The organism is Marinobacterium sp. MBR-111, assembly GCF_040547585.1.
In the GTDB taxonomy this organism is placed as follows: domain Bacteria; phylum Pseudomonadota; class Gammaproteobacteria; order Pseudomonadales; family Balneatricaceae; genus Marinobacterium; species Marinobacterium iners.
In genome coordinates this window covers 67,287-93,917 of the sequence record NZ_JBEPQA010000015.1, presented here as the reverse complement: position 1 = coordinate 93,917, position 26,631 = coordinate 67,287, and the positions used below count along the sequence as shown (strand labels likewise).

24 protein-coding genes are annotated in these 26,631 nt (G+C 57.2%); 18 read left to right on the top strand and 6 right to left on the bottom strand.

Features of this window, described 5'->3' with window-relative positions:
- Window positions 1-247 (top strand): hypothetical protein (locus ABIE61_RS11795; protein ID WP_354409714.1); only part of this gene is annotated, 247 nt, incomplete at its 5' end.
- 191 nt (window positions 248-438) lie between these two features.
- Here ABIE61_RS11795 and tyrS read toward each other — a convergent pair.
- Complete coding sequence (tyrS, locus tag ABIE61_RS11790) at window positions 439-1,734, bottom strand: tyrosine--tRNA ligase (protein WP_354409712.1); 1,296 nt, start codon at window positions 1,732-1,734, stop codon at window positions 439-441.
- Window positions 1,735-1,920: 186 nt separating this feature from the next.
- Here tyrS and ABIE61_RS11785 point away from each other — a divergent pair, with 186 nt between their 5' ends.
- Together ABIE61_RS11785 and ABIE61_RS11780 are read left to right on the top strand one after the other, a co-directional pair.
- A complete protein-coding gene (locus ABIE61_RS11785) occupies window positions 1,921-3,315 on the top strand; it encodes an OapA family protein (RefSeq protein ID WP_354409709.1) in 1,395 nt (464 codons plus the stop codon).
- Window positions 3,312-4,421 carry an anhydro-N-acetylmuramic acid kinase gene (locus ABIE61_RS11780; RefSeq protein ID WP_354409706.1) on the top strand — a complete coding sequence of 370 codons (1,110 nt, stop codon included), beginning with the start codon at window positions 3,312-3,314 and terminating at the stop codon, window positions 4,419-4,421. Before ABIE61_RS11785 ends, ABIE61_RS11780 begins: the two co-directional genes overlap by 4 nt.
- Window positions 4,422-4,485: 64 nt before the next feature.
- Here ABIE61_RS11780 and erpA read toward each other — a convergent pair whose 3' ends face one another.
- Both erpA and argC read right to left on the bottom strand, forming a co-directional pair.
- The gene (erpA, locus tag ABIE61_RS11775) at window positions 4,486-4,833 is read right to left on the bottom strand and encodes an iron-sulfur cluster insertion protein ErpA (RefSeq protein ID WP_091827629.1); all 348 of its coding nucleotides are present in this window, start codon (window positions 4,831-4,833) and stop codon (window positions 4,486-4,488) included.
- A 61-nt stretch (window positions 4,834-4,894) separates the two neighbouring features.
- Window positions 4,895-5,929: an N-acetyl-gamma-glutamyl-phosphate reductase gene (argC, locus tag ABIE61_RS11770; RefSeq protein WP_354409704.1), complete on the bottom strand. Its 1,035-nt coding sequence runs from the start codon at window positions 5,927-5,929 to the stop codon at window positions 4,895-4,897.
- Window positions 5,930-6,015: 86 nt separating this feature from the next.
- On the opposite strand from argC, the gene ABIE61_RS11765 reads away from it, so the two are divergent.
- Genes ABIE61_RS11765 through ABIE61_RS11750 form a run of 4 tightly spaced genes read left to right on the top strand, consistent with a single transcriptional unit; the run spans window position 6,016 to window position 10,292 of the window.
- On the top strand, window positions 6,016-7,743 hold the full coding sequence (locus ABIE61_RS11765) for a chloride channel protein (RefSeq protein ID WP_354409701.1): 1,728 nt from the start codon (window positions 6,016-6,018) through the stop codon (window positions 7,741-7,743).
- On the top strand, window positions 7,743-8,390 hold the full coding sequence (thiE, locus tag ABIE61_RS11760; protein WP_206836665.1) for a thiamine phosphate synthase: 648 nt from the start codon (window positions 7,743-7,745) through the stop codon (window positions 8,388-8,390). Before ABIE61_RS11765 ends, thiE begins: the two co-directional genes overlap by 1 nt.
- 12 nt (window positions 8,391-8,402) lie before the next feature.
- Window positions 8,403-9,689 carry a glutamate-1-semialdehyde 2,1-aminomutase gene (gene hemL, locus ABIE61_RS11755; protein ID WP_354409698.1) on the top strand — a complete coding sequence of 429 codons (1,287 nt, stop codon included), beginning with the start codon at window positions 8,403-8,405 and terminating at the stop codon, window positions 9,687-9,689.
- A 3-nt stretch (window positions 9,690-9,692) separates the two neighbouring features.
- Window positions 9,693-10,292: a hypothetical protein gene (locus ABIE61_RS11750; RefSeq protein WP_354409695.1), complete on the top strand. Its 600-nt coding sequence runs from the start codon at window positions 9,693-9,695 to the stop codon at window positions 10,290-10,292.
- Here the strand turns inward: ABIE61_RS11750 and ABIE61_RS11745 are convergent.
- Together ABIE61_RS11745 and mrcB are read right to left on the bottom strand one after the other, a co-directional pair.
- Window positions 10,286-10,864: a tetratricopeptide repeat protein gene (locus tag ABIE61_RS11745; protein WP_354409693.1), complete on the bottom strand. Its 579-nt coding sequence runs from the start codon at window positions 10,862-10,864 to the stop codon at window positions 10,286-10,288. The two genes, ABIE61_RS11750 and ABIE61_RS11745, sit on opposite strands and share 7 nt — an antisense overlap.
- 15 nt (window positions 10,865-10,879) lie before the next feature.
- Complete coding sequence (mrcB, locus tag ABIE61_RS11740) at window positions 10,880-13,213, bottom strand: penicillin-binding protein 1B (protein ID WP_354409692.1); 2,334 nt, start codon at window positions 13,211-13,213, stop codon at window positions 10,880-10,882.
- A gap of 46 nt (window positions 13,214-13,259) precedes the next feature.
- Between mrcB and ABIE61_RS11735 the strand changes: the two genes are divergently transcribed.
- On the top strand, window positions 13,260-14,789 hold the full coding sequence (locus tag ABIE61_RS11735; RefSeq protein ID WP_354409689.1) for a bifunctional aminoglycoside phosphotransferase/ATP-binding protein: 1,530 nt from the start codon (window positions 13,260-13,262) through the stop codon (window positions 14,787-14,789).
- Between the two features lie 24 nt (window positions 14,790-14,813).
- Window positions 14,814-15,134 (top strand): Rieske (2Fe-2S) protein, encoded by a 321-nt coding sequence (locus ABIE61_RS11730; RefSeq protein WP_354409687.1) that lies wholly within the window; start codon window positions 14,814-14,816, stop codon window positions 15,132-15,134.
- Here the strand turns inward: ABIE61_RS11730 and ABIE61_RS11725 are convergent.
- Window positions 15,121-16,287: a pyridoxal phosphate-dependent aminotransferase gene (locus ABIE61_RS11725; RefSeq protein WP_354409685.1), complete on the bottom strand. Its 1,167-nt coding sequence runs from the start codon at window positions 16,285-16,287 to the stop codon at window positions 15,121-15,123. The genes ABIE61_RS11730 and ABIE61_RS11725 overlap by 14 nt on opposite strands.
- A gap of 240 nt (window positions 16,288-16,527) precedes the next feature.
- On the opposite strand from ABIE61_RS11725, the gene dksA reads away from it, so the two are divergent.
- The 9 genes from dksA to panC all read left to right on the top strand — a co-directional run bounded on the left by dksA (window position 16,528) and on the right by panC (window position 26,531).
- Entirely contained in the window at window positions 16,528-16,959 is a 432-nt protein-coding gene (dksA, locus tag ABIE61_RS11720; protein WP_091827639.1) for an RNA polymerase-binding protein DksA, read from the top strand.
- 55 nt (window positions 16,960-17,014) lie between these two features.
- Window positions 17,015-17,899, top strand: coding sequence for a tRNA glutamyl-Q(34) synthetase GluQRS (gene gluQRS / locus ABIE61_RS11715; protein WP_354409682.1), 885 nt, complete (start codon window positions 17,015-17,017; stop codon window positions 17,897-17,899).
- 2 nt (window positions 17,900-17,901) lie between these two features.
- The gene (locus ABIE61_RS11710; RefSeq protein ID WP_175527696.1) at window positions 17,902-18,075 is read left to right on the top strand and encodes a hypothetical protein; all 174 of its coding nucleotides are present in this window, start codon (window positions 17,902-17,904) and stop codon (window positions 18,073-18,075) included.
- On the top strand, window positions 18,065-21,007 hold the full coding sequence (locus ABIE61_RS11705; RefSeq protein ID WP_354409678.1) for a sensor histidine kinase: 2,943 nt from the start codon (window positions 18,065-18,067) through the stop codon (window positions 21,005-21,007). Before ABIE61_RS11710 ends, ABIE61_RS11705 begins: the two co-directional genes overlap by 11 nt.
- Window positions 21,004-22,398, top strand: coding sequence for a sigma-54-dependent transcriptional regulator (locus tag ABIE61_RS11700; RefSeq protein ID WP_354409675.1), 1,395 nt, complete (start codon window positions 21,004-21,006; stop codon window positions 22,396-22,398). Before ABIE61_RS11705 ends, ABIE61_RS11700 begins: the two co-directional genes overlap by 4 nt.
- 504 nt (window positions 22,399-22,902) lie before the next feature.
- Complete coding sequence (gene pcnB / locus ABIE61_RS11695) at window positions 22,903-24,366, top strand: polynucleotide adenylyltransferase PcnB (protein ID WP_354409672.1); 1,464 nt, start codon at window positions 22,903-22,905, stop codon at window positions 24,364-24,366.
- Window positions 24,359-24,853, top strand: coding sequence for a 2-amino-4-hydroxy-6-hydroxymethyldihydropteridine diphosphokinase (gene folK, locus ABIE61_RS11690; RefSeq protein ID WP_354409669.1), 495 nt, complete (start codon window positions 24,359-24,361; stop codon window positions 24,851-24,853). Before pcnB ends, folK begins: the two co-directional genes overlap by 8 nt.
- A gap of 36 nt (window positions 24,854-24,889) precedes the next feature.
- Complete coding sequence (gene panB / locus ABIE61_RS11685) at window positions 24,890-25,684, top strand: 3-methyl-2-oxobutanoate hydroxymethyltransferase (protein ID WP_206836699.1); 795 nt, start codon at window positions 24,890-24,892, stop codon at window positions 25,682-25,684.
- Between the two features lies 1 nt (window position 25,685).
- Window positions 25,686-26,531 (top strand): pantoate--beta-alanine ligase, encoded by an 846-nt coding sequence (gene panC / locus ABIE61_RS11680; RefSeq protein WP_206836702.1) that lies wholly within the window; start codon window positions 25,686-25,688, stop codon window positions 26,529-26,531.
- The last annotated feature ends 100 nt before the right edge of the window (window positions 26,532-26,631 follow it).

Below are 26,631 nucleotides of genomic sequence, written 5' to 3'. Positions count from 1 at the left end.
ACACATATTACCTGATCAATTTGTTAAAGAGCGGGCTTGGCCAACCGCACCGTTCGGTGCAACCTGTTGTCTCAAGCGAGGCGCGTATTCTACCGCAACCCGTTTCAGTGTCAACCGTTTTTTTTCGTTTTCTGTTTCAGTGCTGAGCACTCAAACAACGATTCGGCAGTCACTCAAGAAACGTAATGATGAACCAAAAAACCACTTAATTCAACATCTTACCACTTGCTCAATCGATCTGCCCTGAACCGTTTCCGGTGGAGCGTCTCAAGCGAGGAGGCGAATTCTACAGACACCACTGAGGGAGTCAACACCTGCGTGTAAAAAAGTTTCAGAATGATGAAAACGGCCAGTAGCAACGCCTAATGTAACCCCAAAACAATAACGGACGCCGAGGCGTCCGTTATTTATAGATACACTTGCTATTCAGCCACGCTGTCAGAGCAGGTAGAACAGGTGGTGCTTCTTCTTGCCCAACTTGACCAGAAAGTACTTACCGAACCGAGCCGCATCGCGTGAAAACAACTTATCAGCCGCCATATTATGATCCATACCGCATTCTTGATCATTGATCACGACTGCATTGCGTTGCAAAGCATCCTTTACCTGCTTGCCTGAAGCAGCCAAGCCAGCCTCAACCAATAGAGTTGTCAGCGGCAGGTCAGTCAACTCAGCTGGCACCTGCGTTGCCGGCAGCCCATCCTGTTCCAGCTGTGCATAATCCGCAGCACTCAACTGAGATAAGTCACCTGAAAACAAAGCTTCAGTGATGCGACGCGCCGCCTCGAGGGATTCTTTCCCATGGACCATCTCGGTCATCTGCTCTGCCAAAACACGCTGAGCCTCGGGCCGACCTTCACGGGCACGGTCTTCCGCCTCGATCGCGTCGATCTCGGCGACGGACAGGAAGGTAAAGAACTTCATGAAACGGTAAACATCTGCATCAGGCGTCTGTAGCCAGAACTGATAGAATGCGTAAGGCGATGTCTTTTTCGCATCCAACCACACCGCACCGCTTTCAGTCTTGCCAAACTTGGTGCCATCAGACTTTGTAATCAGAGGCAAGGTCAGCGCATGAGTGGCAGCACCATTCACTCTGCGTGTCAGCTCAATACCGCCAACAATATTCCCCCATTGGTCGGACCCTCCGATTTGGAGCGTACAGTCATACTTCTGATTCAGCTGCTGATAGTCATAGGACTGCAGAATCTGATAGGTGAATTCGGTGAATGACAAACCTGAGCCTTCACGCTCTATACGCTGCTTGACCGACTCTTTTGCAATCATTTTATTGACAGTAAAGTGCTTGCCGATGTCACGCAGGAAGCTGAGCACATCAACACTGGCTGTCCAATCGTAATTATTGGCCAATATGGCCCCATCTTCACCGTCAAAATCAATGAATCGGCTGATCTGGGATTTGAGGCACTCACTCCATTGCTGAACGATTTCAGCTGAGTTCAGCTGACGTTCCTGATCCTTGAAACTCGGATCACCAATGAGACCTGTCGCCCCACCGACCAGAGCGATAGGACGATGACCTGCCTGCTGAAAACGTTTGAGCATTAACAGAGGCACCAGGTGGCCCAAGTGCAAACTGTCTGCCGTGGGGTCAAAGCCGCAATAAAGCGTCACCGGCCCCTGAGACAGATGCTCGACCAGCTCTTCTTCATTGGTCGTCTGGGCAACCAGACCCCGGGCCTTGAGATCCTCAATCAAACTGTTTGCGTTCATACCGCCTGAATCCCTCTATATGGGTTGAGTGTAAGCCGATGGCGCATTCTAAACGCTCACAGGAATGTGAACAAACTCTATCCATTACCAACGTTCCACTGACACCCGACAAATATAAAAATGTTGAATTTCCGTTATACTCCGGTGTCAACGTCAGCGAATTTTCAAAATGACATGGGTGTGTTCGTGACCTCTTTTCTCCGTACTTTGCGCCAGCTCCCTCCGATACACATTGCCGCTGCCATGATTTGTATTGCGGTAATCAGCCTGATTTTCATTTTGATGCCAACTGAAGAGGCCGAAGCGATTAACCGGCCCATTTCACATCAGCAGCCCCCTGCCTCAATCACTGTTGACGACACATCACACCTTGTGGAACCCGATACACAAAATACTTCACCAACCTCAGTGGCACTCCCCATACCCACCGAATCCGAGGCCAGCATCCATCCAGCCGAAGCAGCAAGTCCGGCCGAAAACTGGGTCGAATATCGAATCCAGTCCGGGGACAACCTGACCTCTCTATTCAAACGGGCAGGTCTCGGCCCGCGTGATGTGTATCGAGTGTCCAGTGCCGTAAGCGGAAGCAATGCTCTCAAGCAGCTGCGCCCCGGCGAACATATATCTCTTCTTGTCGAAGATGGCCAATTGACAAAGCTGCGCCATGTTCGCAGTCGCTTGAGCAGCACCCTGCTCGTGCAAACAGAAAAAGGCTATGAAGTTGTGGAGGAAGAGCGCACACCAGAAAAGCGCACTGCGCACGCTCAGGGCCAGATAGAAAATTCGCTGTTCCTTGATGCCGCCCGTGCAGGTCTTTCTGATAAAGTCATAATGGAGTTGGCATCGATCTTTGGTTGGGATGTCGACTTTGCGCTCGACATTCGGCGCGGTGACAGCTTCCAGGTGCTGTTTGAGGAAGAGTTTCTGGAAGGTGAAAAAATCGGGGACGGCAAAATTCTCGCTGCTCGCTTCGTTAACCAGGGGCAGAGCTACGAAGCCGTCCGTTATACGGACAGCAAAGGCGAGACCAACTATTTCACCCCTGATGGTCGCAGCATGCGCAAGGCATTCTTGCGATCACCCGTCGACTTCCGGCGTATCAGCTCGCACTTCAAACCGGAACGCTTCCATCCAGTATTGGGCAAGAGACGCCCCCACCGAGGGGTTGATTACGCCGCCGCCACCGGCACACCAATCAAGGCTGCCGGTGATGGCAAAGTCATTTGGCGAGGCACCAAGGGCGGATATGGCCGTACCATCATCATCCAGCACGGTGGCAATATTACAACGCTGTATGCGCACATGAGTCGCTACCAAAAGGGCGTCAACAACGGCAGTCGCGTCAAGCAGGGCCAGGTCATCGGTTATGTCGGCGCATCAGGCCTCGCTACCGGCCCACACCTGCACTATGAATTCCGCATTAATGGCACTCATAAGAACCCGCTCACTGTAGCCTTGCCTCAGGCTGAATCGGTTCCGGCAAACGAGATGAATGCTTTCAACTCCCAGACAGGCAGCATCATGGCCGAGCTGAATCAGCGAACCGACACCCGCCTTGCCCTGAATGAGCCTGAACAATGACAGACCCGGAGTTTTATATCGGACTGATGTCCGGAACAAGCCTGGACAGCATAGACGCGGTACTGGTTCGATTCACACCGTCGTTCGAACTCTGCTCGGCTTACAGCCACCCCCTGCCCAGTGAGCTGCGCCACCAGATCACCCAGCTGACGCAGCCCGGCAATGATGAGATTGAACAACTGGGGCGACTGGATATAGCGCTCGGTGAAATTTTTGCAGACGCAACCCTGTGTTTGTTGCAACAGGCCGGAGTATCGACTGACGCAATCAAGGCGATAGGCTCCCATGGCCAGACCGTTCGCCACCGGCCGGGGGCTGGCTTCAGCCTTCAGATTGGCGATCCAAACACGATTACAGAGCGCACCGGTATTACTACAGTAGCGGATTTCCGTCGCCGGGATTTGGCCGCTGGTGGTCAGGGCGCCCCCCTGGTACCCGCCTTTCATGAGGCGTTATTCCGCAGTCCGATTGCCGACCGGATGATCGCCAACCTTGGCGGCATGGCCAATATTACCTTATTGCCGGCTGACCCGATGAGTCCGGTGCTGGGCTACGACACTGGGCCGGCCAATGTGCTGATGGATGGATGGATCGAGCACAACCAACTCGGCTGTTACGACAGGGACGGCGCTTGGGCTGCAACGGGTACAGTCGACACCAAACTGCTGAATGCCTTGCTTGCACACCCTTTTTTCCACGCTGCGCCACCGAAAAGCACCGGACGCGAAGACTTCAACCCGAACTGGCTCAACATCATGCTTGCTCAATTCAACCATGAGCAGGCCCCTGAAAACATACAGGCGACACTGTTGGAATTGACAGCCATCACCCTGTGTGACGCCATCCGCAGCCAGCTGCTAATCCAACCTGAAGTGTATCTGTGTGGCGGAGGCAGCCATAACAGTCGCTTGGTGGAACGCATTCGCGCCCGACTCTCAGATTGCCGAGTTGACAGCACAACTGCACTTGGGCTTGACCCTGATTGGGTTGAAGCAACCGCTTTTGCATGGTTTGCCATGCGGACCCTTCAACAGCAAACCTCAAGCCTGCCAGAGGTGACAGGTGCCAAAGGCCCTCGCATACTGGGCACTATCTGTCCGGCCTGAATTCCGAAATGCAAAACGCCAGCTCAGCGGCTGGCGTTTTGACTGACTGATCGGTACAGAGAGATCAAATCGAAAAGGAAGAACCACACCCACAGGTTGTAGCGGCGTTGGGGTTGTTGATTACAAACTGCGAACCCTGCAGCCCTTCCTTATAATCTACCTCAGCGCCAGCCAGATACTGGAAGCTCATCGGGTCAACGACCAACAGCACACCATCACGCTCTACGACTGTATCGTCATCAGCCGTATTTTCATCGAAGGTGAAACCATAGGAAAAACCGGCACACCCCCCTCCGGTGATATAAACCCGCAGCTTCAGATTGTCATTTTGCTCTTCATCAAGCAAACGTCTAACTTTTCGAGCTGCCGCCTCGGTAAACGCAAGCGGAGCATCCTGTGCAGTTTCACTCATAGTCACACCAAACCTTTTCAATGCCGCGCATTTTGACTAAACCAACCAAATTAGTCAAGTATTACGGCATCAGTGCGACCTGTTCGAGGCCTGAACGCTCCGGCAGATCAAACATCAGGTTCATGATCTGCACTGCCTGACCGGATGCCCCTTTAACCAGGTTGTCGATCACCGACAGCACAACAACGACATCTTCCCCCTGCGGCTGATGCACACTGATGCGGCACATATTGGAGCCTTTCACACTGCGTGTTTCAGGGTGGCTACCGGCCGGCATCACATCAACAAATGGCTCATTGCGATAGCGCTCTTCAAACAGCGCCTGCAAATCAGGCCCCACTGGATCCTTCAGCACAGAGTACAGGGTTGCATGAATACCACGAATCATCGGCATCAGGTGTGGCGAAAAGGTTAGTCCCACCGGGCGTTCAGCGATACCGGACAGACCCTGACGAATCTCCGGCAGATGGCGATGACCGGGCACACCGTAGGCCTTGACGCTTTCGCTGGCTTCACACAGCAGAGTACCCACGCTGGCACCACGTCCCGCACCGCTGGCACCTGACTTGCAGTCCGCAATCAGGCGACGGTGATCAACCAGCTTGCTTTCCAGCAGTGGCAGATAACCCAACTGCACGGCAGTAGGATAGCAGCCAGCACAACCAATCAACTCAGCGCCCTTGATCTGATCACGGTTCAGTTCAGGCAGGCCATACACAGCCTTGGCCACCAAATCAGGGCATGTGTGCTCAAGGTTGTACCATTTTTCCCACAGCTCGATATCCTTGATACGGAAATCAGCGCCCAAATCGATTACACGCACACCGCGCTCGACCAGCTCTGGCGCCATGCTCATGGCAACCCCGTGAGGGGTGGCAAAGAACACCACATCACAGGCCGCCAACCGATCCACATCCGGAACCGTAAAGGTAATATCATGGTGGCCACGCAGGTTGGGATACATGTCAGCAACCGGAATGCCTTCCTCGGATCGGGATGTAATGACCTCAACCCGCGCTTGCGGGTGATTGGCCAGAAGCCGCAACAATTCAACACCGGTATAACCGGTTCCGCCGACGATACCTACCTTGACCACATGCACCTCTCATCAGTATGCGAAAACTGTTAGGGTATAATACTCAGCCGTTCTGCAGATGACCACCGAGCACCCGAGAGCCCATCATGCCACACCGACTGCTGTCACTGGAACACTTCCGCACCCGGCTGGCTCATGTTGATGCCTTGCCCCAGCTGGTGGTGCTTGGCGTATTGTCGGGGCTCGTGGCCGGCGGACTCATGAGCCTGTTCCGAGGCGCTTACAACCTGTTGCAGCATTGGCTGCTTTCCGGTGGCACCGAAAACTTTGAAAGCCTTCCCGAAATCAGTCGCCTGCTGTTTCCCGTGGTCGGCAGCCTGTTGCTGATTCTGCTCTACCTTTCGATCCCCGCCCATGCTCGCAGCGTGGGCATCGTCCACCTGCTGGAACGCCTCAACAACCATCAGGGTCGCATGCCCGGCAGCAACATGCTGGTCCAGCTGCTGGCCGCACTCATTGCACTGGCCAGCGGCCATTCGGTTGGCCGTGAAGGCCCGGCCGTCCATATGGGCGCCGCCTCCAGCAGCTGGCTTGGCCAGCGCCTCAATCTGCCCAACAACACGCTGCGCCTGCTGGTTGGCTGCGGTGCCGCTGCCGGCATCTCAGCCGCTTTCAACACACCGCTGGCAGGTGTCATTTTTGCCATGGAAGTGATTCTGCTTGAGTACACTCTGGTCGGTTTTTTGCCCATTATGGTAGCAGCCGTGGTCGGGGATGTTGTTGTGCGCCTGACTGTAGGCGAAGCCATTGTATTCAATGCCCCGGCCCTTCAGATCCACGAGCTGTCCGAACTGCCGCTGGTAATGCTACTGGGGCTGATGACCGGGCTTCTCGCGGTCGGCTTTCATTTTCTGTATCGCCACACCTTTCGCATTTGCCAGTGGAGCATACCCACTCGCTTCCTTCTCGCTGGCACTCTCACCGGACTGGTAGCCATGCATTGGCCAGAAGTCATGGGCAGTGGCTACGATACAATCGAGGCCCTGTTCCACACCCAGCCTGCGGCAATCTGGCTGCTGGGGTTGTTGCTGGCCAAATGGCTTCTGACTCCAGTGATCATCGCACTGGGCATTCCGGCCGGGCTCATTGCACCCTCTCTGTTTATCGGTGCCTCGGCAGGCGCTTTACTTGGTGCGACAGGCAACGGCCTGGGGCTGACGGCCGACACTGCGCTTTACGCCATGCTTGGCATGGGTGCGATGATGGCCGCTCTGCTCAACGCCCCGCTGGCAGCCCTGCTGGCGATGCTGGAGCTGACCCACAACACCGCGATCATCCTGCCCGGCATGCTGGCAATTGTCACCGCCAACCTCACCACCCGTTACGGTTTCGGCCTGCCTTCGATATTTCATGCCTCTTTGCAGGCACAGGGGATGGATCTACGCCAGGCACCCTTGACTCAGGTGCTGTCTCGAGCAGCCGTTGGCAGCCTGATGCAACGAAATTTTGCGGAGACTGAGAGTATCATCAGCCTGTCGTCTGCACGTGACCTGCTGACCGCAGCACCTCAGTGGCTGCTGGTGCAAAAGGGTGATAACAGCTTTTTGCTGCCGCCGGCGGACCTGAAAGTCTGGCTTGAAAATGAAGCGGCAGACAAAACCGACCCCGAGCTGTCGATAAACCTGCTGGAAATACCGGCACAGCGACGGGATGTAATGCCCCTGCTCTATCGCTCCACGCTGAAGGAAGCGCTTGATCTGATGCTGCAACACCAGCTTGATTACCTGCTTGTCGTAAGCAACCAGGAGTCCCCACTGGGGCTTATCAGCAAAGAACAGATCGAGTCCTACTACAACCACAAGCAGAGCCTCTGATGCCTACATTCTCTTTATCAGGTCTTTACGGCATTACCGATGCCACCCTCATGCCCGATACCCAGACCATGCTGAACGCCTGTGAAGCGGCCATCGCTGGCGGCATGAAAGTCCTGCAGTATCGGGACAAGTCAAACAATTCAGCGCATCGCCTCGATCAGGCCAGCGCCTTGCGTGCATTGTGCCAAAGCCATAATTGTATCTTCCTGATCAACGATGATGTGGAGCTGGCACTGTCCTGCAAGGCTGACGGCGTCCATCTGGGACAGAAGGATGGCAGCCTCACGGAGGCACGACAGCGACTGGGCAAAACCGCCATCATCGGACAGACCTGCCATGACCGGCTTGAGCTTGCAATCAGGGCCCAGGCCGAAGGTGCCAACTATGTTGCCTTCGGCGCTTTTTTCCCCTCCAACACCAAACCAGGCGCCAGCCCGGCTCCTTTGTCACTGCTCTCCACGGCACGAGCGCAACTGAGTGTACCCATGGTAGCGATAGGCGGCCTCAGCGTGGATAATGCGACACAAGTGATTACAGCTGGCGCCGACATGACCGCAGTCGTGCACGCCCTGTTCGCCGCGCAGGATATTCGCACTCGGGCTGAACAGTTCAGCCGGCTGTTCCGTATTCAGGCACAAGACCATTAAAGGAAGCGACACATGTCCCGTTCAGAATCCCTGTTCAAGGCCGCTCAGACTCACATCCCCGGTGGCGTCAATTCCCCGGTTCGCGCATTCAAGGGTGTTGGCGGCACCCCGGTTTTCTTCAAGCGAGGTGAGGGTCCTTTCCTGTATGACGAAGACGACCGCCGCTACATCGACTATGTAGGTTCGTGGGGCCCCATGTTGCTTGGGCACTCATTCCCTCCCGTGATTGAAGCGGTGCGCGCTACACTGGATAACGGCCTCGGGTTTGGTGCCCCCACCGGCATTGAAACCGAAATGGCTGATCTGGTCTGCGAACTGGTGCCCTCCATGGAGATGGTCCGCATGGTCAGCTCCGGTACCGAGGCCACCATGAGCGCCATCCGTTTGGCCCGCGGTTACACCGGTCGTGACAAGATCGTGAAGTTCGAGGGCTGCTACCATGGTCACTCCGACTCCCTGCTCGTCAAGGCCGGCTCCGGCGCATTGACGCTGGGTGAGCCCAACTCACCCGGAGTGCCGGCCTCACTGGCCGAGCACACGATTACGCTGACTTATAACGATATTGACAATGTCCGCCAGGCCTTTGCCGAGATCGGCGATCAGGTTGCCTGCATTATTGTTGAACCCGTTGCCGGCAACATGAACTGTATTCTGCCCGAACCGGGCTTTCTGGAGTGTCTGCGCGAAGTCTGTGACGAACACGGCAGTGTACTGATTTTCGACGAGGTGATGACCGGATTCCGTGTGGCGCTGGGCGGTGCTCAGGAATATTTCAACATCAAGCCGGACCTGACCACACTGGGCAAGATCATCGGTGGCGGCCTTCCGGTCGGAGCCTTCGGGGGTAAGCGTGAGATTATGCAGCATATCGCCCCGCTGGGTCCGGTGTATCAGGCCGGCACTCTGTCAGGTAACCCGCTGGCGATGGCGGCAGGTCTGACCATGCTGCAGGAACTGCGTGAGCCGGGTATTCATGAACAGCTTTCTGCCAAAACCGAATATCTGACCCAAGGGCTGGAAGCAATGGCCAAACGGCACGGTGTTGCGTTCACCACAAGCGCCATTGGCGGCATGTTCGGCCTTTTCTTCACCGAGCAGGAGACAGTCAGCAGCTTTGCTGATGTGATGCGCTGCGACGCGAAACGTTTTGGTGAATTCTTCCACGGCATGCTGGACGCAGGTATCTATCTGGCGCCCTCTGCGTTTGAAGCCGGCTTTGTTTCCAATGCACACACAGAAGCCGAGCTGGATGCGACCCTGGAAGCGGCTGACAGTGTATTTGCCAAGCTGGCGGGATAACACATGGCGGGCGATATTGTACTGCTGGCAGCCGCCCTGTTCAGTGCGGTACTGATGTTCCGCCAGACGGAAGACACGTCTGAAGAGCAGAGTCTGTTGTTGAAAGTGAGCTGCCTCGCACTGTTGTTTGTGGCTCTGGCCGCACTGGGCCGCCTGACACTCACTGACAGCGGGCAGGATATCGAAACGCTGCAGCGCATGCTGGACAACCTGGCACTGTATGCCGCCCTGCCCCTGCTGGCCACCGTCATGGCAGGGCAGGCGATGCAATGGCACTGGTCCAGAGCGGGCTGGGGAAGATGGCTGCTGGGACTGTTTGCTCTGTTTGAACTGTGCCGACGCATGGGGCTTGGCGAGGCCTACACACTGGCGATCGGCATCGCCATCAGCCTTGTGCTGCTGGGTGCCGCCCTGCGCCTGCACGGCACCTTTGCACGACTGGCCTCAGCCGGCAGTGGGCTGCTGCTGGCGGTTGCCGTGTGCAGTCCGCTTCTGCCGGTGCCCCCGTTACCAGCCTTTGTGCTCAGCTCAGCACTGGCAGCGGCCCTGCCTCTGTTTGCCTTTGCCCTGTTGAGCCAGGGCAAACAGCCGTCGCCTCAATAGGCGGCGGCTCGCTGGCGCGCTTCAGCCGCACCTGCACTGTTACCTCCTTCATTGCGAATTTCGGCAACCAGCGTCCATAAACGGCGCAGGGCGCTGTCCTGCCCGGAAGCGATGCTGATTCCCTTCAAAGCAACCTGTTCCGCTTGCAAAAACTGCCCCTGTCGACGCTGCACATCCGCCAGCTGGATATAGACCTCAGGGTCACGCGGGGCGATACGCAGGGCGCGCTCCAATCGACTCTGGGCCGTGCGCAAATCGCCACTGCCGGTATCGCTGCGGGCATTTTCCAGCAAGGCAACAACCGCTGGGCTCTGTGGCTGTACCGGCAGCGTTTCAGTAATCGCCTGACCGGACATGGGCTGCGGTGCTTCACGCTGGGCACGTATCACCGGCGCTTCACCCACCGGAATCACCTGCACTCCCGGGGTTTCCTCAACCGGAACCACACTGCCAGGCGGCTCTGCAGCGGGAGCGCGCGCGCCCCTATCCTCTACAGGCGCACGATAGGGATTGGGGCCTGCACAGCCGGCAAGCAGAGCAGCAAATGCTGCCATCAAACAGATCTTTTTCATCCTGTCCTTCTTTGATCAGTTAAACCAGTTGCGGAACCAGTCAAGTGAGCGGTTAATCGGATTATGCTGACCGCAATCGACGCTTTGTTCTGGTGCTGTGCCCTTCAGGAACGGCAGCTGACGAGACCCCTCACAGCGCTCATCCGAGCGCAGACCTGTAGCCTCATCGATCCAGACATACTCAACACCGGCAGGGCGAGTTGCGATAAACGGTTCCGGACGTTCGCGTCGCATCAGCTCGGTCCAGACCCGCAGGGCTCCACTCGATCCGGTGAACGGCAGTGACGTATTATCATCACGCCCCAGCCAGACCACTGCAAGCCGATCACCCGTAAAACCAGCAAACCAACTGTCGCGCTGGTCGTTCGAGGTGCCGGTCTTGCCGGCCACGTTCAGATTTGCCGGCAGAGTATTGTATACGCTGCGTGCCGTACCTTCGCGCGCAACCTCCTGCAAGGCATACTGCATCAGATGTACAATTTCCGGCTTGACCTGCTGTTTCAATGTAAACGGATAACGTGACAACTCTTTGCCTTCGGCATCGGTCACCCGGCGTATCACTCGCAAAGGCATCTTGAAGCCATTCGCCGCGATAGTCTGATAGATACTGGCCAGTTCCAGTGGCGAGAGCGCCTGCGCACCCAGGAGCAGAGAGGGAAAAGACTTGAGTTCGCGCTCGGCACCAAGACGCTCCAGCATGTCAATCACGCGCCCCAGCCCAACCTCCATACCCAAACGAGCGGTGGACTGATTATAGGAAAGCGCCAGTGAACGGTGCAACGGCACCACCCCGTGACTGCGGCGATCAAAATTCTGCGGCTGCCACAGAGATCCATCTGGCTGCTTCAGCTCAAAAGGCTCGTCTTGCAGCGGCGTTGCCAATGTATAGCCCTGCTCCAGCGCCGCCAGATATACCGCAGGCTTTACCAAAGAGCCGATTGGACGCAGCGCATCCAGCGCACGGTTGAAGCCTTCGTAGCGTGTTTCACGCCCACCAATCAGCGCCAGCACTTCACCTGTCTGAGGATCCGTTACCACCATGCTGGCCTCAAGTCCGGCAGCCTTATTGCCATAGCGCTGCTCAAGCTGCTTCAGGCCCTGTTCCAACGCCGCCTCGGCACGGGTTTGTACCAGCGGGTCAAGGGTAGTGAAGATGCGCAGCCCTTCCGTTGCCAGATCATCATCGCGATACTCTTCCCTCAACTTGCGCTTGACGAGATCAAGATAAGCGGGATACATCCCCTTGTGCAGGCTGCGTTGCTGTACCACGCCCAGCGTCCGGCCTTGGGCTTCATCATATTCCGCCCGGCTGATGTGGCGCTGTTCAAACAGCATTTTCAGCACCAGGTTGCGGCGCTCAAGCGCGCGTTCTGGATGGCGACGCGGATCATACCAGGATGGGCCTTTCACCATCCCAACCAACAATGCCACCTGATGCAACTCCAGCTCGGTAATCGGTCGAGCAAAGAAGTACTGACTGGCCAGCCCAAAGCCGTGAATCGCGCGACTACCGGACTGCCCCAGATACACTTCATTCAGATAGGCTTCAAGAATCTCTTCCTTGGAATAGTGCAGTTCCAGCAGTACTGCCATCGGCAGCTCCAGCAGCTTGCGACTCAGGGTACGGTCCGAGGTTAGGTAGAAGTTCTTTATCAGCTGCTGGGTCAACGTACTGCCGCCCTGGGCAAAACGACCGGCACGGATATTGACCCACATGGCACGGGCGATTCCCTTGAGCGAAACGCCGTGGTGTTCATAGAACGCCCGGTCTTCGACCGTGACCAGGGCTTGCGCAAGATGAGGGGGGGCCTGCTCCAGCTTGATCAGGTCACGGTCTTCATTGGAGCGAGGGTAAATACCACCGATCAGAATCGGCTCCAGCCGCACCAGCGGCAGTTGCTGTCCACTCTGAGCCCGGATGGACTCAAGCCGATCACCGGAGAAACTCAGCAGCATGTTATGCGATGGCTCAGCCCCATCAGGAAAATTGAAACCTCGACTGTGAATACGCGCCCTGCTACTTGCCCATTCGACACTTCCCGGCCGGCTGGCCTGGCGCTCAAAGCGATACCCCAGCGCTCTGAGTTCCTGTTTGAGCTCATCCATGGCCAGTTTCTGTCCGGGGTACAGCTCCAGCGGTCGTGCATATACTTTTGCCGGCAGTGCCCAGCGTTTGCCTTCAAACTTGCTGCGCACCTGGGCATCCAGATAGATCAGGCCAACGCCGGCGATAACCGACAAAACCACACCCAGTTTGAGCAGCCATCCCAACAGGCGGCGCAGACGAGAGGGTCGTTTTGCCTGACGGGAGGCAGATCGTTTTGCGGTGGTGGTTCTCTTTTTAGTCATCGCGTCAGTATAATCTTATGCCATCGCTGACAACAGCAGGAGTCTCATGTTACCCAAACTGATACAGTCACTGAGCGAGCCCGGGCATTATCCTCACCCGACCGGCCCGATCCGAGTGATTGAAACACACATCTCCTGGCTGCTGCTCACAGGCGAGTTTGCCTACAAAATCAAGAAGCCGGTCAACTTCGGCTTTCTTGACTTCACCACGCTTGAGCAGCGACGCCACTGCTGTGAAGAGGAACTGCGTCTAAACCAGCGACTTGCACCGGATATCTACATCGATGTGGTTCCAATTGGGGGCTCTTGCACAGAACCCAAGCTGGGAGCCAGCGAGGGGATTATCGAATACGCGGTCCGAATGTATCAGTTCGATCCTGAACTTCGGCTTGACCGCCTGCTGCAGCGACAGCTGTTTGAAAGCCACTGGATCGACCTTTTGGCCGAGCAGATTGCAGAATTCCACCAAAAAATCCCGATCGTGGCTCAGGACAGCCCCTGGGGTGAGCCTGATACACTGTGGGAGGTCGTGGCTGACAACTTCCGTCATATCCCGCCTGATCATCTCGATACCGACGACTGGAGCCTGCTGCAGCGTCTGTCTGCACAGATCGCACAGCAGCTCCGTGCACTGGAAGACAGGCTCAGGCAGCGCAAACGCGAGGGGCACGTCCGCGAATGCCACGGCGACCTGCACTTGGCCAACATAAACCTGTTTCACGATCAGCTGCGTCTGTTTGACTGTATCGAGTTCAATCTGGAGTTTCGCTGGATAGACACGATCTCCGATCTGGCGTTTCTGTTGATGGATTTGGAGGCCAACCAGCAATTCCGTTGGGCCAACCGCTGCCTTAACCGCTACCTGGAGCTGACCGGCGACTACTCCAGCCTGCCACTGCTGAATTTTTTCAAGGCCTACCGCTCCATGGTGCGCGCCAAGGTTGCGATGCTGGGACTGGAGCCCGACCTGGAAACCTGTCGCCACTATCTGCAATTGACAGCCCACTACTGTCGGGAACGCCGCCCTACCGTGTTCCTGATGCACGGTGTCAGCGGCAGCGGCAAGAGCTATCTCAGCGAACGACTGGCAGAAGCGGTCGGCGTCATACGCATTCGATCTGACATCGAACGCAAACGCATCTACCGAGAGCTATCCCTGCAGGGCCACTCACTGGCGTTGTACGGCGCCGAAATGAACACGCGGACCTTTCAGTATCTGCATGACACAACGGCTCAGGCATTGAAGGCCGGATATTCCGTGGTCGTGGATGCCACCTTCATCCGGCAGCGCACCCGCAACGCATACGTCGAGCTTGCAAAGAACCTCGACATCCCGGTGAGAATTATCAGCTGCCACTGCGAACTCAACCTGATTGAGGCGCGTCTGAAACGACGTGAAGCGGAAGGCCGCGACCCTTCCGATGCCGATGTCAGCGTCATGCGCGAACAGATGAAAGTACAGCAACCCCTGACCAGCGAAGAGCAGTTGATCACCCTGCCGGTGGACACCCGCGATGATGAAGCGATCGAACAGCTGATGGCGCAGCTGCGTGCGCAACGCCTGATCACCGACTGACACCAACCGAAAGGCTCCTATCACTTGAAACTGTGCACACTCGATGAATTACAGCCCAACAGCCCGCGGGGGTTTGATCTTGAGGATGGCACCGCTCTGTTGCTGATCCGACGCGGTGAGAGTGTTGTTGCCTGGCGCAACAGCTGCCCGCATCGTGGCATCCGATTGGAGTGGCAACCGAACCAGTTCCTCGACTACGAGAAACAGTTCATCCAGTGCGCCACTCACGGCGCACTGTTTGGTATTGATGACGGCATCTGTATCGCGGGCCCCTGCCCTGGCGAACAGCTGGAACCCCTGACGGTCGAGATTCACGATGGCGAGGTGTGGCTTATCCGCGATTGATGCGCTGCTGCAGCCGTTCCAGCGCCAGCTCAATGCGATCAAGCCCGGTGGTATAGGAAAAACGGATATACCGCTCAGGCCGGTTAAGGCCAAAGTCAGCGCCGGGCGTGACCGCGACATAATCCTCTTCCAGCAGAGACCAACAAAAGGCAAAGCTGTCATCGGTCAGGTGCGAAGCATCGGCATAGACATAGAACGCACCCTCCGGCATGCGAGGAATACCGAAGCCCAGCTCCCTCAACCCGGCCACAAGCCGATCACGACGCAGCGCAAACGCCTGCCGGCGCTGCTCCAGTATCGCGATGGTATCCGGCTCGAACGCGGCCAGCGCAGCATGCTGTGACAGCGTTGCCGGCGAGATGAACAGGTTTTGGGCAATCTTTTCCATCTCAGCCACGGCCTCTTCCGGTGCCACCAGCCAACCCAGGCGCCAGCCGGTCATGCCGAAATACTTGGAGAAGCTGTTCAGCACCAGCGCATCCGGTGCCACACCCAACACAGTGTCCGCATCAAAGCCATAGGTGAGACCATGATAGATCTCATCCACGATCAGCGAGCCGCCACACTGGCTCACCTGATCCGCAATGGCGCGCAGATGATCCGTTGGCACAACCGACCCGGTAGGGTTTGATGGGGACGCCAGCAACACCCCTGCCGTATCGTCGGCCCAGTGTTGCGCCACCAGATCCGCATTCAACTGATAGTTCAGCTCCGGTCCCACCGGCACCAACTGCCCACGTGCTTCCAGCAGGCGTAGAAACTGACGATTGCAGGGGTAGCCCGGATCCGCCAGCATGAAACGACTGCCAGGCGCCGCCAGCAGCGAGAACGCCAGCAAAAGAGCTCCAGAAGCACCGGCCGTAACCAACACCTGGCGCGGACTGATGTTGACGCCATAGCGCCGCTGGTAAAAATCCGCGATAGCCTCACGCAGCGGCATGATGCCACCTGCCGGGGTATAACGCGTATGCCCTGCATCCATGGCTCGACGTGCAGCCTGCATGATTGGCTCTGCTGTGGGAAAGTCGGGCTCCCCGGCCTCCATATGCACCACATCCCTGCCCTCGGCATCCAGCTCGGCCGCACGCTTGAGCAGATCCATCACCTTGAACGAATCAATCTCGCGTGCCCGTGCAGTCCAGTCCGATATCATCTTCACTCCTCCGATCCAGATAAGCGCCTCAGTATATCCGACAACACCTGTTGCAAGCCTCTGTTGCAGCGGGTGAAATCAATCGCGATGGCAAAAAGGCCAAACAGGTCTAGCCTAAAGACTGGGGTTCTGGTACTTTCACCGGCTTTTAAAGCACCATAGTGTTCCCATATCAGGGCGCCAGGCCGGAGCAATCGGGCTTTCCATGGTCTGAGCCCCCAATGACGTGAGGCTGCGCCCATGCCTAAAACAACAGATACCAAGTTCATGCACTTCGAACCTTACCCGCTGGATAACGGCGAAGAATACATGAACGAAGCGCAGAAAGAGCATTTCCGCAAGATTCTTCTTGGCTGGAAACGCGAGCTGATGGAGGAAGTCGACAGCACCATCACGCATCTCAAGGAAGAAGCCTCCAACTTTGCTGACCCAAGCGACCGCGCCAGTCAGGAAGAGGAATTCAGCCTTGAACTGCGCACCCGTGACCGCGAGCGCAAACTGATTCGCAAAATCGACGAAGCGCTTGAAAGCATCGACTCCGATGACTACGGCTACTGCGAGGCCTGCGGTGTCGAGATCGGCATCCGCCGTCTTGAAGCACGCCCGACGGCCACTCTATGCATCGATTGCAAGACGCTGGCTGAAATCAAGGAAAAGCAGCTCGGACGCTGAGCCTGCGCGTCGGGGCCTCTGGCCCCCGACTCCCGCCTGACATCGAGCCCTCACCTTGAGTTGCATCGGACGTTTTGCCCCGTCACCGACCGGCCCACTCCATTTCGGCTCTCTGCTTGCCGCACTGGCAAGCTATCTCGATATGCGTTCGCGCAATGGCGAGTGGCTGCTGCGGATAGAAGATCTTGACCCGCCACGCGAACAGCCCGGCGCGGCCGATTCGATTCTGCACACCCTTGACGCCTTCGGCCTGCACTGGGATGGCCCTGTGATATACCAAAGCACGCGGCTGAAGTGCTATCAGGACGCACTGGAGCAGTTACTGGACCAAGGCACTGCCTATCGCTGCAGCTGCAGTCGCAAGCAGCTCAGAACCAGAGGCGTGACGGGCTTGTATGATGGCCACTGCCGGCGTCATCCGCCATCCGCCTCTGCCAGCTGCGCCGTTCGGGTGATTCACCCACAGGCAGAGCAACAGTTTCATGACCGCATCCAGGGTTTCAGAACGTACGACTGGCAGAATGATCGCGGGGATTTTGTCGTGTTTCGCCGTGATGGGCTGTTTGCCTATCAGCTGGCCGTCGTCGTTGATGACGCGGCCGCAGGTGTAACCGACATTCTGCGAGGAAGCGATCTGATCGACGAAACACCGCACCAGATCGCGCTGCAAACCCTGCTTGGCTATTCGACACCCCAGTACGCGCATATACCCGTGATCACAAACCCGGCCGGGCAGAAGCTAAGCAAACAGAACCTGGCACCGGCGATCGACCCTGGCCAACGCCAACAACTGCTGCTGCGCGCGCTGTCACTTCTCGGCCAGAAGCCACCCGCCGATCTGGCAACAGCCAGTCGGGATGAGTTGCTCTCGTGGGCCATCACGCACTGGAACATCACTGCAGTTCCCGGCACACTGAGCCTGTGTGAATCCGAGACCTGAATATGTATCTGCATCGCCTACTGCTGCTTCTGTTGCTGGCCACTCTGCTGCTGCCGGGACTGGTCGAGCTGTGGCTATTCCACAGCGGCCACTGGCTGATGCCTTTTCTGATCTGGGCGCTGCTGATCCTGCTGGCAGCGACCGCCGAATGGCGCCACCGTCACCATGAACTTTGATCTCAGTCTGCTGGCCCTGCTCGGCTGTGGCTATCTTCTCGCATTGTTCGGCGCCGCCTGGCTCACCGACAAGGGGTTACTGCCTGAACGCATCACCCGACACCCATTGGTGCATGTGTTGGCACTTGGTGTGTTTGCCAGCGCCTGGACCTTCTATGGCATCTTTGGCGTTGCGTATCATTCCGGCTATGTCTATTTGATCTCTTACATGGGGGCCTCCATCAGTTTTCTCCTTGCCCCATTGGTGCTGATTCCATTGCTGAGAATTACTCGGCGACACCAGCTCAGCTCTCTGCCGGATCTGTTTGCCTTCCGTTTTCGCAGTGGCGGTGTAGGAACGCTGACTACTTTATTAATGCTGTTTATCAGCCTGCCGCTGATCTCGATCCAGATTCAGGCACTGGCCGACTCGCTGCCCATGCTGAACGATCGCATCTCTTCCAATCGGGCGGCAGCCGGCTTCTGCATCATTCTCACCCTCTTCACCCTGCTGTTTGGTGCTCGACATGCCTCTCTGCGCAGCAGCCATCGCGGGTTGGTATTCGCCATCGCGCTTGAATCTCTGTTCAAACTGATTGCCCTGCTGCTGATTGCAGCCTATGCATTCTGGGCCTTGCTGGGTGGTGTCGATGGGCTCGGGGACTGGCTGCAGCGTAACCCAGAGGCGCTGCAGCGACTGCAACAGCCGCCGGACACCAGTCACTGGCAAATTCTGCTGCTGGCGTTTTTTGCCTGTGCATTTGTCATGCCGCACATGTTCCACATTGCGTTCACGGAAAACCTGCCCACCGAAAGCCTGTACCGCGCCAGCTGGGGTATTCCTCTTTTCCTGCTACTACTTGCCATCACTGTTCCCCCCATTCTCTGGGCCGGCATGAAGCACGATGCGATCACCAATCCCGAATACCTGCTGCTGCAGTTGGGGCAGAACCTGCAATTGCCGTGGTTCAGTCTGTTGACGTTCATCGGCGGGCTATCGGCGGCCAGTGGCATCATCATAGTGGCCACCGTGGCGCTGGCATCGATGCTGCAAAACCATGTCGTACTGCCTTTGGTACGGGTACCGGACAATGTCCGCTTCTACGCCTGGTTGCTGTGGTTGCGACGACTGATCATCATGGCGGTAATGCTGGGCAGCTATCTGTTTTTCCGCCATATAGGTCAGCAGTTTTCACTGAACCAGCTTGGGCTGCTGGCATTTATCGCCTTTCTTCAGTTTCTGCCGGGAATACTCGCAACCCTGTACTGGCCCAACGCCAGTCGCACCGGTTTTCTTCTCGGTCTGACAGGGGGGATAGGCCTCTGGGCACTGGGCATGCTGCTGCCGATGATGCTGGATGGCGCTCCGCTGGATGCCGGAGCCTTGAGTCAGTGGTACAAGGTCGCTCTATTATCGGTACTGCTTAACACGGCGCTGCTGGTACTCGGCTCCCTGCTTTTCCCCGGCCACGAGGGCGAGAGACAGGCCGGCGAAGCCTGTGCGCTCAACGTCATGCCCCGTCCTCTGGGCTTGGGCCTGGCTGCCGCCAGTGAAGCGGAGTTTGTCGCCCGCCTGACACCCAGACTGGGGGAACAGCCTGCACAGCGGGAAGTCCAGCGTGCCATGTTCACACTGCAGCTGAGCCCAGGCCAGCTGAGACCTTTGGACAGCCTGCGCCTGCGGACCCAGCTGGAACAGAACCTTTCCGCCCTGCTGGGACCTGTGGAGGCAACAGCACTGCTGCAACCATTGGAAACTGATCGCAGCGCCGGTTTCAAGGCCCGCGAGGTCCATTTGTTGGAGCAGCAACTTGAAACCTACGACCAACGCCTGTCGGGCCTTGCAGCCGAGCTGGACCAGCTCAGACGCTACCATCGCGCCACCTTACAGCGCTTGCCTATCGGGGTTTGCACGCTGGATGCAGACCACCGCATCCTGTTCTGGAATGCCGAGCTGGAGCAGTACACAGGGCTGAGTGCAGAACAGGCTCTCGGCAATCCTTTGGCACACTTGCCACTGCCATGGAGCCGCCTGCTGAAGGAATTTGCAGACAACGATACCCTGCACCAGGAAGCTCAAATGATTGAGCTGCACGGCGAGCATCGCTGGTTCAGCCTGCACAAGGCACGTCTGGATGACACACCTGCGCAAGGCAAGGTCCTGCTGATTGAAGAGGAAACCGAGCATCTGATGATGGCCCGCAAGCTGGCCCACAGCGAACGCCTGGCCTCCATCGGTCGCTTTGCGGCCGGCGTCGCTCACGAGATCGGTAATCCGGTGACCGGCATCGCCTGTCTGGCCCAAAATCTGAAGCTGGAAACGGATCTGCCCGAGGTGTTGGAAACCGGCGATCAGATTGTTGATCAGACCCGTCGCATCAACCGTATCGTTCAATCACTGGTGCGTTTTGCCCACACCGGCCGTCAGGAAGGCCCGGAGCACTTCGAGCCGCTCGATTTGCGCCACTGCATTGATGAAGCGATCCATCTGGTCACCCTCGACAGCCACAGTCGACAGCAGCATTTTGTCAATCAGGTTGATCCGTCCCTGCAGATCCGCGGCGACCTGCAACTGCTGCTGCAGGTGTTCGTGAACCTGCTTAACAACGCCAGTGATGCCTCGCCACCGCAGGGGCTGATTGGAATCGAGGCACAGGGAAGCGAAACCAGCATCTGCATTCGTATTACCGATGAGGGCACTGGCATCGCCCCGGAGCACCTCAATCGCCTGTTCGAGCCATTTTTCACCACCAAGGAACCCGGACGCGGAACCGGTCTGGGCCTGCCTTTGGTCTACAACATCATTGTGCAGCATTATGGTAATATCGAGATTCTTAGCCCGGCCAACAAAAACCAGAACAAAGGCACTCAGGTCGTAATCACCTTACCCCGGCTGAACGAGGAAAATACCCTTGCGTCGCCGGCTGCTCATGGAGAAGGTTTGTCCGGATGAGTCGAATTCTGATTGTCGAGGATGAAAGTATCATCCGCTCAGCGCTCAGGCGCCTGCTGGAAAAAAACGGATATGAAGTCAGTGATGCAGGCTCGGTAGCCGAAGCCTGTGGCGACTTCAGCCTGGATAGCTTTGACCTCATCATCACCGATTTGAGGTTGCCCGGTGCGCCTGGCACCGACCTCATTGGACTGGCCGGATCGGTGCCGGTATTGATCATGACCAGCTATGCCAGCCTGCGCTCCGCGGTGGATGCCATGAAGCTTGGTGCCGTCGACTATATTGCCAAGCCGTTCGATCACGACGAAATGCTGAAAACCGTGGCGGCCACGCTGTCACAGCCCCGTACTGCTTCAGAAAATGAAATCGGCGGCAGCACCAGCGGTAAAGCGCCCGAGCAGACGCGCATCATCGGCTCCTGCAAGTCAATGCAGGAACTCTACCGCCGCATCGGCAAGGTCGCACGCACCGACGCTACCGTATTGATCCTTGGCGAATCCGGCACCGGCAAGGAGCTGGCCGCCCGCGCCATTCACGAACAGAGCAATAGGGCCAACCGCCCCATGGTGTGCGTCAACTGCGCCGCCATACCGGAGACACTGATCGAATCCGAACTGTTCGGGCATGAGAAAGGTGCCTTTACCGGTGCAACCAGCGGCCGCAGTGGCCTGATTGAAGCCGCCGATGGCGGCACCCTGTTTCTGGACGAAATCGGTGAACTGCCTCTGGAAGCTCAGGCTCGTCTGCTGCGTTTCCTGCAGGAGGGTGAAATTCGCCGGGTTGGGGCAGTACAACCGCTCAAGGTGGATGTGCGTCTGATCGCTGCTACACATCGTGACCTTAAGACCCGCGCTCGTTCCGGCCAGTTCCGTGAAGATCTGTATTACCGCCTGTATGTGATGGAGCTGCGCATGCCTCCGCTGAGGACACGAGAAGACGACATTTTGGAACTGGCGGAAGCCTTCCTGTCCAAGCAGGCCGAAAAGATGCGGTGTGAGTCTCTCAACTTCAGCCCCGAAGCACTGGAGCTTCTGCGCAGCTATCACTGGCCCGGCAATGTGCGAGAGCTGGAAAATGCGATTGAGCGCGCCGTGATTCTGGCCGATGGTCGGCAGATCACTCCTGATCTTCTGGGCCTTGAGCTGGAACAGCAAAGCCTGGCCGACATCGAAAGCCAGTACGCCCAACGGCACAGACTGCCACCTGTTGACAGCGACGCTTCCTCCGGCGCCCGCACAGACCTGTCCCTGGATGACTACTTCCAGCGCTTCGTCCTTGAAAACCAGGACCAGATGAGTGAAACCGAGCTGGCCAAAACGCTCGGAATCAGCCGCAAAAGCCTGTGGGAACGACGCCAGAAACTGGGTATCCCCCGCAAACCCAAGGGGTAACAATCGGTAACACTTAAAAGTGTTACCTTACTACCCAACACCGCCCACAAACCGTGACATTCGGTAACACTCTGTTGCCAGAAACGAAAGAATGATCGGGTTCAATATAGGCTTAATCATATAAAACAAAGGGTTATGATTTTTGGCACGCGTCCTGCTTTATTACAAGCAGAACAACAACAACGTACACCCTGAAACAGTGCCGGCAATAAAAATAAAAATGGCCCTGCGGATGAGTGACCTGCCTCGAATAAAAATAAAAATGAGGCTTAGTCGGTCGATAGAGTGGCACTGCAGCGCTCCCCAATCAGTGCTCTTAGGAAGAACAACAACAAGCTAAGCTTCATGGTGTCACTTTACGACCGACACCCCCCACCCTCCTGATTCACGCCTCACGCTTTGCCCCACCACGCAACCATGCCCGCTCCGAGCCTTATACTAAGCTTTAGCAGGTGTTATGATGCCCCATCCGTGATCAGCCATTACAGGGACCCCCAGTAAACGATGTCTAATACTCTGCTCATCATTCTGCTCGCATTTGCTGCAGCAGCCCTGATCGCCTTTGTCATGTTCAGTCGTCGCCGCACACCCAGTACCACAGCTCCACAGGAGAACTTGCCATCGGCACCCGTTGCCGAACAGCTGCTTCCATTGGGACAGCGACGCATCGTCAACGAGTCCGAGCACCAGATTCCTCGTCGTCATCTGGACGACAATGCGATGAAGGTTGTCTACCGGCTGCAGGATGCCGGCTTCGAAGGCTACCTTGTCGGCGGATGCATTCGCGACCTGCTGCTGGGACATACTCCCAAGGATTTTGACATCGCCACATCAGCTCACCCCGAAGAAGCCGAAGAGCTGTTTCGACGTGGTCGCCTGATTGGGCGCCGCTTCAAGCTGCTGCATGTCCGTTTCGGTCGCGAGGTGATTGAAGTCGCCACCTTCAGGGCATCGCATGATCAGGAAGAGACAACTCAGGACCAGGCCCGCACGGCTGCCACCGGCATGATCCTGCGCGACAACGTCTATGGCACCATCGAAGAAGATGCCCTGCGCCGCGACTTCACCATCAATGCACTTTACTACGATGTGCGTGACCATACCGTACTGGATTTTGCCAATGGCTATCCCGACCTCAAACAGCGCCAGCTGCGCATGATCGGTGATGCACGTGAACGCTACCGTGAAGACCCGGTGCGCATGCTCAGGGCTGCACGTTTTGCAGCCAAACTCGGTTTTGAAGTGGAACCTGGTACCGCAGCGCCGATTCGAGAACTGGCAGCGCTGCTTGGCAATGTATCCCCCGCACGCCTGTTTGATGAAGTACTCAAACTGCTGCAGAGCGGACACGGTGAGGCGTCCTACCGACAACTGCAACGCTTCGGTCTGTTTGCCTTCCTTTTCCCGCAAACCGATGCGGCGCTGGAACATGACGAGTATCCGGTGGAAACCCTGCTGCTCAACGCCCTGTGCAACACGGATCGACGTCTGTCTCAGGGCAAGAGCGTCACCCCGGCCTTTCTGTTTGCAGCCTTGCTCTGGTATCCATTGCAGCTGAGAATCAAACAGCTGGAGCAGAGCTCAGATCTGCCACCGATCCCGCTGCTGCATGAGGCCGCCAATCAGGTTCTGGCCGAGCAGGTCCGCTCAACTGCCATTCCACGCCGATTCTCCACTCCTGTGCGTGAAATTTGGGAACTGCAGCTGCGCCTGCCACGTCGACAGGGCAAGAAAGCCGATCAGCTTATGGAGCATCCTCGCTTCAGAGCTGCATACGATCTTCTAGTACTGCGTGAGAACAGTGGTGAACCGCTGCAGGGCCTGAGCCAGTGGTGGACCGACTACCAGTCCTCCAACCCGATGACGCGACGCGACATGGTCCCCGCTGATCAGGATGACAAGCCGCGCCGCAAACGTCGTCGCCCGCGCAACCGTCCGGCGCAGGACAGTCGTCCCAGCAATGAGTAAGGCTCAGTTACGCGCCTGGATTGGCCTGGGCAGCAACCTTGAGGACCCGCTGGCGCAGGTCAGCACCGCGCTGCAAGAACTGACGCAACTGCCTGACACCACGCTGGCTGCACGTTCGTCGCTCTACCGTTCCGATCCTGTCGGCCCCCCCGGCCAGCCCGATTACATCAACGCGGTTGCTGCTCTGGATACCCGTCTGGAACCCGAAGCTCTGCTCGATGCGCTACAGGCAATCGAGCAAATGCACCAGCGCGTGCGCAAGATCCACTGGGGGCCTCGCACACTTGACCTGGACCTGCTGCTGTATGGTGACCAGGTGATATCGACGCCGCGCCTGATCGTTCCCCATGCCTACATGACCGAGCGCAATTTTGTTCTCTGGCCTCTGGCTGAACTGGCCCCGGAACTGATCCTGCCCGATGGTCGCCCGCTGAATACGCTTCTTCAGCACTGCCCTATGGGCACGCTGGAAAAGATATCGTTATAATCGCGCACAAGCTCAGACAATGATGAAGAGATTGCTATGTCCAACATTACGCTGCATACCCTGACCGCCCGCAAACAGGCCGGTGAAAAGTTTGCCGTACTGACCGCTTATGATGCGACCTTTGCCCATCTGGTGAGCAGCGCCGGTATCGAGATGATTCTGGTCGGTGACTCACTCGGTATGGTACTGCAGGGGCAGAGCAGCACCCTGCCGGTTACCGTCGATGAGATGGCTTATCACACCGCAAGCGTTGCGCGTGGTAATCAGGGTGCCATGATCATGTCGGACCTGCCGTTCATGAGCTATTCCACACCGGAGCAGGCCATGGACAACTCGGCCAAGCTGATGCAGGCAGGCGCGCACATCGTCAAGCTGGAAGGCGGCGAATGGCTGTGTGACAGCGTGCGCATGCTGGCCGAGCGCGGCGTGCCCGTGTGCCCGCACCTTGGCTTGACACCACAGGCCGTCAACAAGCTTGGCGGTTATCGTGTGCAGGGACGTGACCGACAGTCCGCCCTGAAAATGATTGAAGATGCGAAGAAGCTTGAAGATGCTGGCGCCAGCATGCTGCTGCTGGAGTGTGTCCCCACACTGCTGGCCGAAGAAATTACCCGCAACGTGGAAATTCCGGTTATCGGTATCGGTGCAGGCCATCACACGGATGCCCAGGTACTGGTGATGCATGACATGCTTGGCATTACACCTGGACGCCGTCCCAAGTTCGTCAAGGACTTCATGACAGAAGCCGACAGCATTGAACAGGCTTTCCGTTTGTATGGCGATCAGGTCAGGGCCGGTACCTTCCCCGGACCGGAACACGGGTTCGAGTAATATGAAAACCATCCACACCATTGCGGATCTGCGCACAGCCCTGAAACCGACACGACTGTCCGGCCAGAAAATTGCGCTGGTGCCCACCATGGGCAATCTGCATCAAGGCCACATCAAACTGGTGGAAACAGCACGCCGGCAAGCCGATACCGTGGTGGCCAGTATCTTCGTCAACCCGCTGCAGTTCGGTGCCAACGAAGATCTCGACAGCTACCCTCGCACTCTGGCCTCCGATCAGGAGAAGCTGATGGCAGCGGGTTGTGACCTGCTGTTTGCACCCGGTGTCAGCGAGGTCTACCCGGAAGGCCAGGACAACCAGACACTGGTTGAGGTCCCGGGCTTGTCCGATCTGCACTGCGGCGCCAGCCGGCCGGGACACTTCCGTGGTGTAACCACCGTGGTATGCAAGCTGTTCAACATTGTCCAGCCGGATCTGGCTGTGTTCGGACTCAAGGATTATCAACAGGTTGCCGTGATCCGCAAGATGGTACGTGACCTCTGCATCCCCGTTGATATTGTGGGTGTTCCGACTGAGCGAGCCGGCAGTGGACTGGCGCTCAGTTCACGCAACGGCTACCTCAGTGCGGACGAACTGGCCATTGCCCCCCTGCTGCAACAAACCCTGCAACAGACCGCCGATGCCGTACGTAACGGCGCCACGGATTTCATCGCACTGGAACAGCAGGCGCAACAGCAGCTTGAAGCAGGCGGTTTCCAGCATGACTACTACCGTATCCTCTGCCGGGATTCACTCCAGCCGCCTGAAGCCGGAGATGTTCGCCCTCTGGTCATTCTGGCCGCCGCTCGACTCGGTCCTGCCCGTCTGATCGACAACCTCGAGATCTGACACCGCCGTACAGGGGGCCTTGTACTCCCGTTGTGCGGCGCACACAGTTTTGCCTTGGTCTACTTGACACCGCCTGAGCCCTTCGCGCAGACTCGAAGGA

Excerpts from the sequence above, each read along its gene's own strand:
- tyrS (WP_354409712.1), bottom strand. The coding sequence starts at position 1,734 with ATGAACGCAAACAGTTTGATTGAGGATCTCAAGGCCCGGGGTCTGGTT.
- ABIE61_RS11780 (WP_354409706.1), top strand. The coding sequence starts at position 3,312 with ATGACAGACCCGGAGTTTTATATCGGACTGATGTCCGGAACAAGCCTG.
- erpA (WP_091827629.1), bottom strand. The coding sequence starts at position 4,833 with ATGAGTGAAACTGCACAGGATGCTCCGCTTGCGTTTACCGAGGCGGCA.
- ABIE61_RS11765 (WP_354409701.1), top strand. The coding sequence starts at position 6,016 with ATGCCACACCGACTGCTGTCACTGGAACACTTCCGCACCCGGCTGGCT.
- thiE (WP_206836665.1), top strand. The coding sequence starts at position 7,743 with ATGCCTACATTCTCTTTATCAGGTCTTTACGGCATTACCGATGCCACC.
- hemL (WP_354409698.1), top strand. The coding sequence starts at position 8,403 with ATGTCCCGTTCAGAATCCCTGTTCAAGGCCGCTCAGACTCACATCCCC.
- ABIE61_RS11750 (WP_354409695.1), top strand. The coding sequence starts at position 9,693 with ATGGCGGGCGATATTGTACTGCTGGCAGCCGCCCTGTTCAGTGCGGTA.
- ABIE61_RS11745 (WP_354409693.1), bottom strand. The coding sequence starts at position 10,864 with ATGAAAAAGATCTGTTTGATGGCAGCATTTGCTGCTCTGCTTGCCGGC.
- mrcB (WP_354409692.1), bottom strand. The coding sequence starts at position 13,213 with ATGACTAAAAAGAGAACCACCACCGCAAAACGATCTGCCTCCCGTCAG.
- ABIE61_RS11735 (WP_354409689.1), top strand. The coding sequence starts at position 13,260 with ATGTTACCCAAACTGATACAGTCACTGAGCGAGCCCGGGCATTATCCT.
- ABIE61_RS11725 (WP_354409685.1), bottom strand. The coding sequence starts at position 16,287 with ATGATATCGGACTGGACTGCACGGGCACGCGAGATTGATTCGTTCAAG.
- dksA (WP_091827639.1), top strand. The coding sequence starts at position 16,528 with ATGCCTAAAACAACAGATACCAAGTTCATGCACTTCGAACCTTACCCG.
- ABIE61_RS11710 (WP_175527696.1), top strand. The coding sequence starts at position 17,902 with ATGTATCTGCATCGCCTACTGCTGCTTCTGTTGCTGGCCACTCTGCTG.
- ABIE61_RS11705 (WP_354409678.1), top strand. The coding sequence starts at position 18,065 with ATGAACTTTGATCTCAGTCTGCTGGCCCTGCTCGGCTGTGGCTATCTT.
- ABIE61_RS11700 (WP_354409675.1), top strand. The coding sequence starts at position 21,004 with ATGAGTCGAATTCTGATTGTCGAGGATGAAAGTATCATCCGCTCAGCG.
- pcnB (WP_354409672.1), top strand. The coding sequence starts at position 22,903 with ATGTCTAATACTCTGCTCATCATTCTGCTCGCATTTGCTGCAGCAGCC.
- folK (WP_354409669.1), top strand. The coding sequence starts at position 24,359 with ATGAGTAAGGCTCAGTTACGCGCCTGGATTGGCCTGGGCAGCAACCTT.
- panB (WP_206836699.1), top strand. The coding sequence starts at position 24,890 with ATGTCCAACATTACGCTGCATACCCTGACCGCCCGCAAACAGGCCGGT.
- panC (WP_206836702.1), top strand. The coding sequence starts at position 25,686 with ATGAAAACCATCCACACCATTGCGGATCTGCGCACAGCCCTGAAACCG.